Source organism: Polaromonas sp. P1_E12, from assembly GCF_056405975.1.
The window spans coordinates 79517-93773 of the sequence record NZ_JBFUBB010000008.1 but is presented as its reverse complement, the minus strand read 5'-3'; the positions used below and the strand labels follow the sequence as shown (position 1 = coordinate 93773).

General features: G+C 64.1%; 14 protein-coding genes and 1 pseudogene. 4 read left to right on the top strand and 11 right to left on the bottom strand.

Translation table 11 applies throughout. The features are described from left to right. Positions 1 to 5: 5 nt before the first annotated feature. The 6 genes and pseudogenes from AC1D13_RS20750 to AC1D13_RS20725 form a co-directional block, all read right to left on the bottom strand. Positions 6 to 704: a TetR/AcrR family transcriptional regulator gene (locus tag AC1D13_RS20750; protein ID WP_477690210.1), complete on the bottom strand. Its 699-nt coding sequence runs from the start codon at positions 702 to 704 to the stop codon at positions 6 to 8. A gap of 32 nt (positions 705 to 736) precedes the next feature. Beyond that, complete coding sequence (gene aroE, locus AC1D13_RS20745) at positions 737 to 1558, bottom strand: shikimate dehydrogenase (RefSeq protein WP_477690209.1); 822 nt, start codon at positions 1556 to 1558, stop codon at positions 737 to 739. Then, positions 1555 to 2778: a CaiB/BaiF CoA transferase family protein gene (locus AC1D13_RS20740; RefSeq protein ID WP_477690208.1), complete on the bottom strand. Its 1224-nt coding sequence runs from the start codon at positions 2776 to 2778 to the stop codon at positions 1555 to 1557. The genes aroE and AC1D13_RS20740 overlap by 4 nt, the downstream gene beginning before the upstream one ends. A gap of 58 nt (positions 2779 to 2836) precedes the next feature. Further along, complete coding sequence (locus AC1D13_RS20735) at positions 2837 to 3319, bottom strand: MaoC family dehydratase (protein ID WP_477690207.1); 483 nt, start codon at positions 3317 to 3319, stop codon at positions 2837 to 2839. Positions 3320 to 3329: 10 nt separating this feature from the next. Continuing rightward, complete coding sequence (locus AC1D13_RS20730; protein ID WP_457282454.1) at positions 3330 to 3740, bottom strand: VOC family protein; 411 nt, start codon at positions 3738 to 3740, stop codon at positions 3330 to 3332. A gap of 18 nt (positions 3741 to 3758) precedes the next feature. Further along, positions 3759 to 4700, bottom strand: a pseudogene (locus AC1D13_RS20725) (ketopantoate reductase family protein); the annotation flags it as partial. 101 nt (positions 4701 to 4801) lie between these two features. Here AC1D13_RS20725 and AC1D13_RS20720 point away from each other — a divergent pair. Beyond that, positions 4802 to 5734, top strand: a complete 933-nt coding sequence (locus AC1D13_RS20720) for a LysR family transcriptional regulator (protein ID WP_477690206.1) — start codon at positions 4802 to 4804, stop codon at positions 5732 to 5734. 38 nt (positions 5735 to 5772) lie between these two features. On the opposite strand, the gene AC1D13_RS20715 is transcribed toward AC1D13_RS20720, so the two are convergent. Next, on the bottom strand, positions 5773 to 6984 hold the full coding sequence (locus tag AC1D13_RS20715; RefSeq protein ID WP_477690205.1) for a CaiB/BaiF CoA transferase family protein: 1212 nt from the start codon (positions 6982 to 6984) through the stop codon (positions 5773 to 5775). Further along, the gene (locus AC1D13_RS20710) at positions 6977 to 7921 is read right to left on the bottom strand and encodes a hydroxymethylglutaryl-CoA lyase (RefSeq protein WP_477690204.1); all 945 of its coding nucleotides are present in this window, start codon (positions 7919 to 7921) and stop codon (positions 6977 to 6979) included. Before AC1D13_RS20710 ends, AC1D13_RS20715 begins: the two co-directional genes overlap by 8 nt. Before the next feature lie 108 nt (positions 7922 to 8029). Between AC1D13_RS20710 and AC1D13_RS20705 the strand changes: the two genes are divergently transcribed. After that, positions 8030 to 8758 (top strand): IclR family transcriptional regulator, encoded by a 729-nt coding sequence (locus AC1D13_RS20705; RefSeq protein ID WP_477690203.1) that lies wholly within the window; start codon positions 8030 to 8032, stop codon positions 8756 to 8758. Between the two features lie 14 nt (positions 8759 to 8772). On the opposite strand, the gene AC1D13_RS20700 is transcribed toward AC1D13_RS20705, so the two are convergent. Further along, entirely contained in the window at positions 8773 to 9699 is a 927-nt protein-coding gene (locus AC1D13_RS20700) for an aldose 1-epimerase (RefSeq protein ID WP_477690202.1), read from the bottom strand. Positions 9700 to 9748: 49 nt separating this feature from the next. Further along, positions 9749 to 10639, bottom strand: a complete 891-nt coding sequence (locus AC1D13_RS20695) for an SMP-30/gluconolactonase/LRE family protein (protein WP_477690236.1) — start codon at positions 10637 to 10639, stop codon at positions 9749 to 9751. 191 nt (positions 10640 to 10830) lie between these two features. Here AC1D13_RS20695 and AC1D13_RS20690 point away from each other — a divergent pair, with 191 nt between their 5' ends. Beyond that, the gene (locus AC1D13_RS20690) at positions 10831 to 11616 is read left to right on the top strand and encodes an SDR family NAD(P)-dependent oxidoreductase (protein WP_477690201.1); all 786 of its coding nucleotides are present in this window, start codon (positions 10831 to 10833) and stop codon (positions 11614 to 11616) included. Between the two features lie 105 nt (positions 11617 to 11721). Here AC1D13_RS20690 and AC1D13_RS20685 read toward each other — a convergent pair whose 3' ends face one another. Next, on the bottom strand, positions 11722 to 12681 hold the full coding sequence (locus AC1D13_RS20685; protein ID WP_457282349.1) for a LysR family transcriptional regulator: 960 nt from the start codon (positions 12679 to 12681) through the stop codon (positions 11722 to 11724). Between the two features lie 111 nt (positions 12682 to 12792). Between AC1D13_RS20685 and AC1D13_RS20680 the strand changes: the two genes are divergently transcribed. After that, a complete protein-coding gene (locus AC1D13_RS20680) occupies positions 12793 to 14244 on the top strand; it encodes an aldehyde dehydrogenase family protein (RefSeq protein WP_457282348.1) in 1452 nt (483 codons plus the stop codon). The last annotated feature ends 13 nt before the right edge of the window (positions 14245 to 14257 follow it).

Sequence of the window (14257 nt, the reverse complement as noted above, 5' to 3'; positions counted from 1 at the left end):
GGAAGTTACTTGCGCACGAAGCGCACGATCATTTCGATGATGCTGTCGCGCCGCGCCGTCATGGCGCGCCCCGACTGGGTGTCGCTCTTGAAGATCAGTCCGAAGGTGTGCTGGTTGGAGACATTGAAGAATGTCAGCGCAGAAATCGACGCATGGATGTCGATCGGGTCCAGGCCCGTACGGAATATGCCCGCCGCCACGCCGCGCTCGTAAAGCTTGCGGATGGCATCGATGGCCGGCACATTGAGCTGCTGGATGATCTTGCTTTGGGCCAGGTAGCTGCCGCGCTCCATGTTCTCGGACATCACCAGCCGGATATAGCCCGGATTGCTGTGGTGATGGTCGAAGGTAAAGCCCACCAGGCGGCGCAGCGCATCTTCCGGCAGCAGGTCTTCCAGGTGCAGTTCCGCCTCGATGCTGCGCATGCGCCGATACGACTCCTCCAGCACGGCGAGGTACAGCCCCTCTTTGCTGCCGAAGTAGTAATAGATCATGCGCTTGCTGGTCTTGGTGGCCGCCGCGATCTCGTCGATGCGCGCGCCGCTCAGGCCCTTCTCGGCGAATTCGGCCGTTGCCACTTCGAGGATGCCGGCCATCGTGCGTGCCGGGTCGTTGGTGCGCGTGGCCGTCTGCACAGCCGGGGCCTTGCTTTTGCGCCCACGCACCTTGGTCGAAGCTGCCTGCGAATGTACTGTTTCGTCCATTCGCGCAGTATAGGGGGCAGGCTGAGGTCATGTCATACCAGCGCAATGGTGATGCGTTCAATCGCAGCGCGTGTATCGGGCCGCACGCCGCGCCACCATGCAAAGGCTTCGGCTGCCTGCTCCACCAGCATGCCCACGCCATCGGCCAGCCGCCGGGTTCCCGCGTTTTGCGCCAGGCGCAAAAACGGCGTGAGCCCTTTTCCGTACGCCAGTTCGTAGGCCAGGCAACCAGGAGCAAACACGCTTGCCGGCACCGGCGGCAGTTCTGCGCGCAGGCTTGCCGAGGTGGCATTGAACACCACGTCAAAGGTTTGCCCCGCCAGATCCGGATAGCCGCAGCCGCGGACGTTTGCCTGGGCCGCGCCCATGGCCTGCAGTTCATGTGCCCTGGCAACCGTGCGGTTGGCAATCACCAGTTCGGCCGGGGCCTGCGCCAGAAACGGCAGCAACGCGCCCCGGGCCGCTCCGCCGGCGCCCAGCAGCAGCACGCGTTTGCCTTGCAGCTGGCAGCCCAGGTTGTGCGTGACGTCGCGCACCAGGCCCACGCCGTCGAAGTTTTCGGCAACCACGCGTGTGCCGTCAAACCTCATGGCATTGGCCGCCCCCGCGAGCTGCGCCCGCTCTGAGCGTTCGGTGGCATAGGCAAAGGCGTCGAGCTTGAAGGGCGCGGTAATGTTCATGCCTTTGCCGCCCAGGGCGCGGAAGGCATCAACGGCCCCGGTGAATCCGCCTGGCGGCCCTTCGATGGCCGTGTATTCCATGTCCTGCCCGCTAGCCTGCGCGAACATGCCGTGGATCAGCGGCGATTTGCTGAATCCTATCGGGTTGCCGATGACGGCATAGCGGTCGGTCATGGCTGCACCTCTGCATACAGCACGCCGTCGTGCTCCATCGCCTCAATGTCGGCAGCGCTATAACCAACGCTCGCGGCGATCTCGCGGTTGTGTTGACCCATGCCGGGTGCAACGCAGGCAGGTGAGGTGTCGCACTCCGAAAACCTGAAAGGCAGGTTGGGCAGGCGGATCTTGCCCAGCACCGGGTGGTCCTGCTCAATCACCATGTTGCGCGCCTGAATTTGCGGATCGTTCAGCACTTCCTCGATGTTCTGCACCTTGGCGCAGGGCACGTCAATCGCATCCAGCGCAGCCAGGCACTCGGCCACAGTACGGCCCGCTACCCAGGCTTTCGCCAGGGCAAGTATTTCGGTGCGGTTTTCGTTGCGCCCTGCGGCGCTGTGAAAGCGCGCGTCAAGCGCCAGAGCTTCGCCGCCTATCAGCAAAGCAAAACGCTTCCATGCGTCGTCGACCTGCGCGGCAATCACGAGGTAACCGTTGCTGGCGGCAAATACGCCGTACAACGTGCTTTGAGGCATGTCGTGGCCGGTTTGCTGCGGAATTTCCTTGTCGCCTGAGAGGGTGTAACACTGCACCGCATAGTCATGCATGGACACCAGGCAGTCGTAGAGGGACAAGTCAATATGCTGACCCCTGCCCGACTTGATGCGGCCCAGCAGTGCGGCACATACCGCCGCCACGCCGTGGATGCCGGTGTACATGTCGCCCAGTGAAACGCGCAGCAGCGGCGGCACGCCGCCGGGCTCGCCGACCATGGCCATGATGCCGCTCTTGGCCTCGGCAATCAGGCCGAAGCCGGCACGGTGCGCGTCGGGGCCGGTATGGCCATAGGCGGAGATCGAGCAGTACACCAGGCCAGGGTTGCGCCGGGACAGCTCTTCGTAGCCCAGGCCGAGCTTTTTCAACGCACCGGGGCGGTAGTTCTCGACGAACACGTCAGCTGTGTCGGTGAGCTTGTGCATCATTTCCAGGCCGCGCGGGTCCTTGAGGTTGATGCACAAGCCCTTCTTGCCCATGTTCTGCTGCAAAAAGTAGCCGCTTTGTCCCTTGATGAAGTAAGCGTGAGCGCGTCCCGCATCCCCGTCCCTGGGCCGCTCGACCTTGATGACGTCTGCACCCATCGCTGCCAGGCAGCGCGACAAATAGGGCCCGGCCAGGAAATGGCTGTAATCGACGACGCGGATGCCCGCCAGCGGCAGCGCTTGGGTAGCTTTATTCATAAAAACCTGAATTCATCTTTGTATATCGGGCGCAAGCAGCTATGTTTTTGATAGCAAATCATTTTTCAGATGATGGCCGGCGCGGCACCATCAGGCGGTGCTCGCCCTTTTGCACCACCTGCCCGGCCTGGTTGATCAGCTCGGCCGGCAGCACCACGATGCCCCAGCCCGGCCTGCTTTTGGAGGGCCGCATGCTGGCCACACGAAATTTCATGTGCAGCGTGTCATTGATCTTGATCGGCAGCAGGAAGTCCCAGGTCCAGCCCAGCGACATGCCGGGCAGGAAGCGGTATTCGCTCTGGGTTTTCAGGCCGTCGGCAACCGACAGCCCCATCAGGCCGTGCGCAACACGGCAGCCGAAGTGCGAGGCATTGGCGTAGGCTTCATCCACATGCACGGGCGTGAAGTCGCCCGTGAGTTCGGCGTAGGCATCGATGCGCGCGGCGGTGAAGGTGTAGGACGGGCTGGTGCACTCGTCGCCGACCTGGGCGTCGTCCCAGTATTTTTCCGGCGTGGCGAACTGGATGTTGGGGTTGGGCATGAGGCGCCTTTCAGGCAGTGGTGGCTCTGGGATTGACTGCCAATACAGCAGACACGCAGCCGGTGCTGGCCTGGATCAGCTCGACGGCCAGGCCATCGGGCAGTTGCAGCCAGTTGCGGCCCTGGGGCAGTTGCTTCACGCCCCATGTCTTCGCCCCGGCCAAGGCGGCCTCCAGGTCGTCCACCATGATGCCCAGATGCGCCAGCCAGCCGGCGTCGTTCGACGGCGGCGCTGCAAAGCCTGGCGTACTCATGAGCTGCAGGCCGCCGATCGTCCAGTACTGGTGCGGTGCATCGGCGGGTCCGTCGATCTCGCGCACATCCATGCCCAGCACCTCCAGGAAGAAGTTGATATGCCACCGGATGTCTTTGACGCGCACCGCAACGTGTTCTACATAGGATTTTTGTTTGTGGGGGGCCAAGGTGTGCTCTTTTGAATCGCGTTGACGCGGCTGTGCGCGCTCAATACCCTTGATGCAGGCCACCAGGGCCTGGTTGACGGGTGTGGGTACGCCGCATTTCGCGCCCTGGCGCACCACCGCGCCGTTCACAAAGTCGATCTCGGTGATGGAGCCCTTCTCCAGGCTTTGCAGCATCGAGGTCTTGAACGCGTAGGGCAGGCCTTCGCCCGCCTTGACCCACGGCTGGCGCGGGTCAGTGGTGGCGAGCGTGATGCCGCTGGCTTGTGCCACCGCCATCGCTTCGGCCACGGCCGCAATGCCGCAGGCCTCAAGCTCAGGCACCTGGTACATATCGCCGTAGGTCAGGCGCGTGATGGCGCTCACGGCGCCGGTGGCCACATTGACCAGCAGCTTGTCCCAGATGGTGCCGATGATGTTGCGGCTGACGATGGTGTCGAGCCCGGCGGCGTTGAAGGCGGCGGCGATGCGCTGTACGCGCTCCGTGATGCGGCCATCCAGTTCACCCAGGTGGGTGTCCTTGCCGCGCGTTCCAATCAGCACATGCCCGGCGCCGAGCTGCGTGCCGCCCGCATAGGTTTTGCCGGCCAGCACGCGCTCGCGGCCCACGATGCTGCCCAGGATGTCTTCGTGTCCCAGCCCGTTTTGCAGTGACAGCACCACCGTGTCCGGCCCCAGCAGCGACAGGGCTGCCTCCATGGCCGGGCGGGTGTCGAAGGACTTGACCAGCACGATCACCAGGTCCACCGCACCGGTGTTCATGGCCACGCCTGCGGCGGAGGTCGCGGCATGCACCTGCACGCAGCGGTCTACACCGCCGTCGCGCAGGATCAGCCCGCGACTGTTCATGGCCTCGACCTGGGCAGCATTGCGGTTGATGAGCCAGACCTCGTGACCAGCCTCCGTCAGCACGCCGCCTAGTGCACAGCCCAGCGCGCCGGCGCCCAGAACACAAATCTTCACTGCACAACTCCTTCGTGATTCAGGAGCGAATTCTGGGTGGGTCCGACCATGTCGTCCATGCAATGAGGGCAATACCAATCATTGCGTATCACAATAGAGGTATGGAAAAGGACCTGGATCTGCTGGACATCAAGCTGCTGCGGCTGCTGGACCAGCTCTACACCACCCGCAGCGTCACCCGGTCGGCCGAGGCCTTGGGGCAAAGCCAGCCCACGGTCAGCATCTGGCTGGCGCGCCTGCGCAAGCAGCTTGGCGACCCGCTGTTTGTGCGTACGGCAGGCGGCATGCTGCCCACGCCGCGCACCGATATGCTGATTGCCACGGTGCGCGAGGTGCTGGGCGGATTGCAGCGACTGGCCCAGTCAGAGGCTGCCTTTGAACCGTCTACGGCGCAGCGGCGCTTTCGCATCTGTATGACCGACGCCAGCCACGTCACGCTGTTGCCCCGGCTGCTGTCCCACGTGCGGGCGGTGGCGCCGGGCGTGGCGCTGGAAGCCGCGCGTATCGATGCCGGCCTGGCGCATGCCCTGCAAGCAGGTGAGGCCGATCTTGCCGTCGGCTTTCTGCCCTGGCTCGACACGGGCTTCTACCAGCAGACGCTGTACGGCCAGGACTGGATTTGCCTGGCCAATGCCCGGCATCCGCGGGTGGGCAGCGAATTGGGTGCCGACTGGAGCCTGGCTGTCTACCAGGCCGAGGCGCACATCGGCATCAGTTCCGGCACCGGCTACCAGCTGCTGGACAGCGCCCTGGCGTCACAAAACATCTCGCGCCGCGTGTTGCTGGAGCTGCCGGGCTTTCTGGGCCTCTCGGCCATTTTGTCCACCACCGACCTGATCGCCACGCTGCCGCGCCACATCGGCGAAACCCTGGCCCGCGCCGCCGGCCTCCAGGTGCTGCCCTGCCCGCTGGCGATTCCCGGATTTACCGTGAAGCAACACTGGCATGCCCGCTACCACCACGACCCGGCCTCCCGCTGGCTGCGCAGCGTGTGTGCCGAGTTGTTTATGAAAAGTGCCCCCAGCCCTTTATAGCTTTGCGCGAGCAGCTACATTTTTTATAGCAACAAAACTCAGCGCGTCACCCGGTTGGCTTGCAGAGCCTGGATGGCGTCGTCGTCATAACCGAGCTCCCGCAGCAGTTCGCGCGTGTGCTCGCCCAGCCTGGGCGGGTTCAGGCGCACCCCGGGACGTTTGCCGCCCAGGGTCAGCGGCAGCAGGACGGTGGCGCTTGTTTGCCCGGTGCGGGCGCCGTCGGTCAAGGTGATGGGCGCCAGCCCGCCCGTGGCCTTGAGATGCGGGTCGTCAAACAAATCCTGCGGCCGGGTGATGGGCGCAAACGGCAATGCATGTTTTTCGAACACGGCACCCAATTCGGCCGCGCTGTGCCCAGCCAGATGTGAGCGCAGCAGGGGCATCAGCCACTCGCGCGCAAGTACCCGGTCGTTGTTGGTCAGCAGCCGTGCGTCGGCCCGCAGGTCTTGCAGCCCAAAAGCCTCGCAAAAAATGGCCCACTGCGTGTCGCTGACCACGGCCAGGAAAATCTGCTCACCGTCCCTGACCGTGAACACGTCGTAAATCGCCCACGCCGAAATGCGGCTCGGCATGGGCGCGGCAGGCTGCCCCGTCACCGCGAACTGCATCATGTGCTGGGCGACCAGGAAAACATTGTTTTCAAACAGCGCGGCCTGCACTTCCTGGCCCTTGCCCGTCTTCTCTCGCGCGGCCAGCGCGGCCATGGCGCCGATGGCGCCGAACATGCCGCCCATGATGTCGTTGACACTGCTGCCGGCGCGCAGCGGATCGCCGGCCCGGCCTGTCATATACGCCAGCCCGCCCATCATCTGCACCACTTCATCGAGCGCAGTGCGATGGTCGTAAGGGCCGGGCAAAAAGCCTTTGTGGCTTACATAGATCAAGCGCTCGTTGAGCTGCGAGAGGCTGGCGTAATCCAGGCCAAGCTTCTTCATGGTGCCGGGCTTGAAGTTTTCGCTCACGATGTCGGCGGTGGCAACCAGCTTGAGCACCAGCTCGCGGCCCTCGGGGGTCTGCAGGTCGACGGCGATGCTTTTTTTGTTGCGATTGAACAGGGGGAAAAATCCCGCACCGGAGCCGAGCAGCTTGCGGGTGTTGTCCCCCGAGATCGGCTCGACCTTGATGACCTCGGCCCCCAGGTCGGCCAGCAGCATGCCGCAGGTCGGCCCCATGACCATATGGGTGAATTCGACGACACGCAGCCCTGCATAGGGCAGGCTTTGTTCGCCGGATACGCTGGCTTCAGGCATGCAAACGTCCTTGTACAAAATCTTTGGGGAGGCCCGCCTCGGGTGTCATGCCATAAAGCGGTTCGCCCGGCAATCCGGCCTTGAGCGGCTCGCGCGCAGCCATCAACTTGACGAGATCCACTCCCGTGGAAATACCCATGGCCTCAAACATGAAAACCAGGTCTTCAGTGACCACATTGCCTGACGCGCCCGGTGCATAGGGGCAGCCACCCAGGCCGCCCAGCGAAGCATCGAAGGTGCGCACGCCCTCTTCATACGCAGCCAGGCAGTTGGCCAAGCCCAGTCCGCGCGTGTTGTGCATGTGCGCGGCGCCTGCCTTGTCGCCAAGCTCGGCGCGCAGGCGCCTGAAGAGGCGGCGCACCTGCGCGGGGTTGGCATAGCCGACCGTGTCCGACAAACCCGACTCATCCGCGCCGGCGGCAACACATTGCGCGGCCAGGCGGATCACGTCGTCCTCAGGCACTACGCCCTGCAGCGTGCAGCCGAAAGCCGTCGAGACGGCGGCCTCGAGTTTTACCTGTGGTGCAAGCTCACGGCGCAGCCCGTCAATGGCCCGCACTTCTTCGACCATCTCTTCGCGCGTCTTGCGCACATTGGCCAGCGAATGCGCCGCGCTGGCCGACACCGGCATGGTCAGCTTGTGCACGCCGGCCTGCAGCGCTGCTTCAGCGCCGCGGCGGTTGGGCACCAGGGCCATGACCGTGAGGCCGGGCAAGGTGAGCGCATGCCGTACCACCTCCGCCACGTCGGCCATTTGCGGCAACAGTTTGGCGGGGACGAACGAACCCACCTCGATTTCGCGCAGGCCGGCCGCGTGCAGGGCGGTGATCCAGCGCAATTTGTCGGCGGTCGCCATCGTGCGGGAAACACTTTGAAGACCATCGCGTGGGCCGACTTCACTGATCAGCACCTGGCTGGGCTGGGTGGTTTGCATCATTCTCAGGTGTTCTGTAAGATAGAACTATATTCTTTCTAATGAAATGATGAAGCAGGTTGCCGGCACTGTCAAGCAGGCAATCGACACGTAAGCCCAGGAGATCGAGCCATGCCGCGCAAAGCCCAGACCGAATCCGTTGCAGACGCCCATGCCGCTCCCGGCGGTGCCGCGGCAGTGGACCGCGCCCTGTCGCTGCTGTCGGCGTTCAGGGCGGGTGACATCTCACTGGGCCTGAGCGAACTGGCGGAACGCACGCAGCTTTACAAGAGCACGGTGCTGCGGCTGCTGGCTTCGCTGGAGCATGCGCGGCTGGTCCAGAAACTCGGCGACGGCCGCTACGCGCTGGGCGCCGAGGTGGCGCGCCTGCAGGGTGTTTACGCCGCCTCGTTTTCGCTGGACCGGGTGGTGCTGCCGGTGCTGCGCGAGCTGGTTGCGGCCACCGGCGAGAGCGCGGCCTACCATGTGCGCCAGGGCGAGGCTCGCCTGTGCCTGTACCGCGTGGACTCGCCGCACCCGATCCGCGACCACATCAAGGCCGGCGATCTGCTACCCGTCGACCGCGGCACGGGTGCTCGCATTTTGATAGCGTTCGGCGCAGGACAGCTAAGGGTTGGAGGCCAAAAAGACCGTCAGCTATACGCCAAAATCCGCGAACAGGGTTACTACACGGCTGTGGGCGACCGGCTGGCCGAGGTGGCCGGCATTTCGGCCCCGGTGTTTGGGGCCGATGGCGCACTGGCGGGCGCACTGACGCTGACCATGCCCGGCAACCGCTACAGCGAACGCCATGTCAAGCCGGTACTGGAAGCCGCCCGCCGCCTGACAGGCCGGGTTTAAGGGCTTCCCCCGGTTCAGCCTTGCGCCGAAGTGGGCTCGATGCGCCACTGGATGTTGAGCGAAAACTGTTCCCCTGGGCCCAGCACACGCAAGCCGGGCTGCCCTGGCAAATGAAAGGCATCGATAGGCTGCGTGATGGGCTCAAAACAAAACGCGGGCCCTTGCGGTGGGCGGTAAACCAGGCAGAAGTGTTCCTCGGCACCGCCGTTGCGCGCGAAGTCCGGCATGCGGGCCGTGACCTGCAGGCCCTGCTCGGGCCAGGCAACGCAGGCCTTGCCGCCCCAGCCGGTGTAGCCGTTGTCGATGAGCGGGCCGTTGGCCGGCGCACCCTTGTTCAGGTCCCAGCCCGCCGGAAAGTCGGTCGTGTGCGCAACCGGCAGCGGGTCGTCGCCGCAGAGCCAAAGGCCCTCCACCGGCGCGGTAATCCGTGTTTGCGGGGTGCGGGGAAACCAGGGATGCACGCCCAAGCCATATGGCAGCGGCTTGACGCCCAGGTGGCGCACCTGCACCTGCTGGTCCAGCCCGCCTTCGACCAGCCGGAAGGTCTGCACGGCTTCGTAGTCGTACGGGTTGCCGTCGAAGCCGTGCGACACCAGCGTCATCACCAGGGTGTCGTCAGCCGGCTGCGAAACCTGCCACGGCTGCAGCCAGCCGTCGCCATGAATGGGATAGGGTTCGCCCGCGCGATTCGGGCGCATGGCGTGGAATTGCCCCTCATGCGTGAAGCCTCCGCCGCTGATACGGTTGGACCACGGCACCATGGCAAATGAAGCGGTCTGGTAGAGATCGTCCGTTTTGCCGTCCCAAGGCCGCCAGAGGTCCAGCGGCCCTTGCGGACGGTCAAGCTGCCAGGCGGCCACACTGCCGCCGAGCGAGGGAACCAGTCCCAGGCGCTGGCCGGAATGGCGCAGCCAGACTACAGGATGTGCGGAATCGGTCATTGAAGGTCTTTCACGGTGAGGGCAGGTAGATGGTGCTTTGTCCGTGGCATCAGCCGGCGAACAAACCGGCAGGCGCACCTGGGCTGTCGATCGCGACTGCGAACAGGCCGCCGGCCAGCGGCTGGTCGGCGAGCTGCCCGGGCGTGAGCCCGGTGCGTGCCGTGCTGATAAAAAGCGTGCGCATGTCCGGCCCGCCAAAGGCGCAGTTGGTCACATGGCTTGTCGGCAGCGGCACGCGGCACAGTTCCTGCGCAGTGACCGGGTCATGGCAGCTGATGCAGGCACCGCCCCAGTGGGCAATCCACAGGCGGCCGTCGGCGTCGGTGGTCATGCCGTCGGGAACGCCGTCGCCGGCCGCAAAGGCCAGCCACAGCCGCTTGCCTGACAAGGTTCCCGCCGCGCTGTCGAAGTCATACGCATGGATGCGGCCATTGACGGTATCGTTGAAATACAGGGTGCGTCCGTCGGCGGACCAAGTGGGGCCGTTGGTCACCGCAAAACCTTCTTCATGGCGCGTGCAGCGGCCATCAGGGTCATAGCGATACAGCGAGCCGGTGGGGGCCACGCAGTCAAAGTCCATCGTCCCCGCCCAAAAGCGGCCTTGCCTGTCGCACTTGCCATCGTTGAAGCGATTGCCCGGCAACGCAGCCTCGGGTTGGTGCAGGTAGCGTGGTTCGCCGCCCAAAGCGGGGTCAAACAGCGCGAAGCCGCGCCGCAGGGTCACGATCAGACCGGGCGCATGCGCCCGCTCGGCCAGCGCGGAAATTTCCTCGTCAAAGGCCCAGCTGCTGCGCGCGCCGGTAGCGGGGTGAAAGCGGTGCAGGCGACAGCCAAGAATGTCCACCCAATACAGGGATTGCTCCCGCGGCGACCACAAGGTACCCTCACCCAGCAGGGCCCCCGCCGGATGGACGCAATGCACCTTGCCAGGGACCGGCATGGCCAGCCGCTGCTGATACACGCCTGCGCGCGTGTCTGGAATCAATGTCACTAATGTCTCCGTATTGCGGGGCTGTGCGGTGGCCTCTTGACGCGGTGGATGATATCAATGCATAGTGATGTTGGAAACTTATTCTTTTTATATTAATTGATACACAACTTGCAATGTCAAACATTTCCAGCTCTGCCCCCATGCGTGCCGCTCCCGCAAGCGAGACCCTCTCCGTCTTTCCCAGCCTGAACAAGCGGTCGGTATTTGTCACCGGCGGAGGCAGCGGCATAGGCGCCGCCATCGTGACAGCCTTTGCGCAGCAGGGCGCGCGCGTTGCCTTCATCGATGTCGCGAAGGAGGCCAGTGAAGCGCTTGCGCAGGAACTGGCGGATGCGGGGCACGCCCGCCCATGGTGGCGCGCCTGCGATGTGCGGGATGTTGCCGCGCTGCAGTCGGCAATCACCGACGCAGCAGGCGCGCTGGGCGACTTCTCGGTGCTGGTCAACAATGTGGCCAGCGATGACCGCCACAGCCTGGAGTCTGTAACGCCCGCCTACTACGATGACCGCATCGCGATCAATGAACGGCCCGCTTTTTTTGCAATCCAGTCGGTGGTGCCGGGCATGCAACGCCTCGGTGCCGGCTCCATCATCAACCTGGGTTCCACCGGCTGGCAAGGCAAGGGCGCAGGCTACCCCTGTTATGCCATCGCCAAATCGTCGGTGAACGGCCTGACGCGTGGACTCGCGAAAACGCTGGGCCGGGACCGCATCCGCATCAACACCGTGTCGCCGGGCTGGGTCATGACCGAGCGGCAGATCAAGCTCTGGCTGGATGCCGAAGGCGAGAAGGAGCTCCAGCGTAACCAGTGCCTGCCCGACAAGCTGCTGCCCCACGACATCGCGCGCATGGTGCTGTTCCTGGCATCCGACGACGCCGCCATGTGCACCGCGCAGGAGTTCACGGTGGATGCCGGCTGGGTGTAGACCTCCCCCCCGAAGCGCCTCCGGCGCCTCCCCCCTCAGGGGGCGACACTGGCGGCCCGGCAAAGCCGGTTCCGCGGTGTCTCTGGCCTAAGTCCGCTGGGGCTCTCAGTCCATCTCGAGTTTCCGCCCGTAGAGTGTGAGACTTGCAGTCTTCAGGGCCTTCATCATGACCTTGGCGGCTGGCGATGGCAGCCGGTCGGTACGGGTGATGATGCCGAAGGCGTCCATGTGGCAGGGCATGTCCAGCGGCAGCACCGAGACGATACCGTGCGCGGCGTAATACCGCGCCACATCGGCGGCGACCACGGCCACCATGTCGCTTTGCTGCAGCATGCGCGTGATGAAAAGCAGGGCTGAAGACTCCACCACGTTGATCGGCGGTGCAAGCCCATCCTCCCGGAACATCAGCTCGAACCGGTGCCGCAGGACACTGCCCGCGGGCGGCACAATCCAGGCGGCCGCCACCACGTCGCGCAGGGTGAGGCCAGACACACCCAGCAGCGGGTGCCCCGGCCTCGCCATGGCGCACACCGGCTCCTCGACCAGGGGCTCATAGCGCAAATTGGTCTTGTCATGTTCGGCAAAGAGGCGTGCCACCAGGATGTCGAGCTTGCCCTGCTCCAGGCGCTCGAGCAGTACCGGGCTGGTTTCGATGTCCAGCGAAATGCGCAGGCTCGGGTGCTCCTGTTTGACCACGGCCACCGCAGACGGCAACAAGGCCAGCCCCGGCGACGTGATGGCGCCGATGCCGACCTGGCCGAAGTGCCCGGTTTTGAGGGCGGTGAGCTCGTCATGTGCCTGGTTCAGGCTGGCCAGTGCCATGCGCGCGTGCCGGATCATGGTTTCGCCATACCAGGTTGGCCGCATGCCGCGGGGCAAGCGCTCAAAAAGCTGTACCTCCAAGACATCTTCCAGATCCTTGAGCAACTTGGACGCCGCCGGCTGGGTCATGCTGAGAACCTGTGCTGCGCGATGAATATTGCCTTCTTCGGCCAGTGCAACCAGCAACAGCAATTGCCGTGTTTTGAGCCGTGCGCGTATGAACCAGTGGTTGTAGGTGCTCATCGGGGTTTTCCAGAATGCGTAGAACGATATCTATTTTGTCAAAAAAACGATTGGATTGATATCAAAATTAATTCTAGACTGCAGCGCTATGAAGACGAGGCTCTCACTCTCATGAAATTCGGCGAACTGCAACAAAACGCCCGGCATTACATCAATGGGCGCTGGGAAACCGGCACCACCACCGGCACCAGCACCAACCCCTCGGATACCCGGGAGGTGGTCAGCGAGTACGCACGTGCCGACCGCAACCAGACCGAACTTGCGATCCGGGCCGCGGCCGAGGCATTGCCGCACTGGAGCCACAGTACGCCGCAACGCCGGGCCGATGTGCTTGACCAGATCGGCAGCGAGATCCTGGCGCGCAAGGATGAGCTGGGCATGCTGCTGGCACGGGAAGAAGGAAAAACCTTGCCCGAAGGCGTGGGCGAAGCGGCACGGGCCGGCCAGATATTCAAGTTTTTCGCAGGCGAAGCATTGCGTGTTCAGGGGGAGACCATGGCATCGGTCCGGCCCGGCATCCAGGTCGACGTGACGCGTGAGCCTGTCGGCGTGGTGGGAATCATCGCGCCATGGAATTTCCCGTTGGCGATTCCGGCCTGGAAAATCGCGCCGGCACTGGCCTATGGGAACACGGTGATTTTCAAACCGGCCGAGCTGGTGCCCACCTGTGGTTGGGCTCTGGCCGAAATCATCAGCCGCTGCGGGCTGCCTGCGGGCGTCTTCAACCTTGTCATGGGAAGCGGCCGGGAAGTCGGGCAAACGCTGGTCGACCATCCCCTGGTCAATGCGCTGAGCTTCACGGGCTCGGTGACAACCGGCGAACGCATCCTTCAGTCGGCTTCCGCGCGCCGCGCGAAAGTGCAGCTTGAAATGGGTGGCAAAAATCCGCTGGTGATACTGGCTGATGCCGATCTTGACCAGGCCGTCGAATGCGCCGTGCAAGGCTCGTACTTTTCGACCGGCCAGCGCTGCACCGCGTCAAGCCGGCTCATCGTGGAAGCGCCTGTACACGATGCATTCGTTGCGCGCCTGCGCCACCGCATTGCCGGGCTCAAGGTGGGCCACGCGCTGGAGCGGGGCATCGATATGGGTCCGGTGGTTGACCGCAGCCAGCTCGAACAGAACCAGTCGTATCTGGACATAGGGCGCAACGAGGGCGCCGAGCATGTCTGGGGCGGCGAATTGCTGGAGCGCCCGACACCGGGGCATTACATGAATCCGGCGCTCTTCCTGGCCCGGCCGGAACACCGCATTGCGCGCGAAGAGATTTTTGGACCCATAGCGTGTGTGTTGCAGGCCGATGACTTTGAACACGCACTGGCCCTGGCCAACGACACCCCCTTCGGCCTCTGTGCAGGCATCTGCACGACGTCCCTCAAGCACGCCATGCACTTCAAGCGTCACGCAGAAGTCGGCATGACCATGGTGAACCTGCCTACTGCGGGTGTCGACTTCCACGTTCCGTTCGGCGGGCGCAAAGGGTCGAGTTATGGCTCACGCGAACAAGGCCGCTACGCTGCCGAGTTCTACACCACCGTCAAGACCGGTTACGTGCTAGCCTGAGCCATTGAAGATC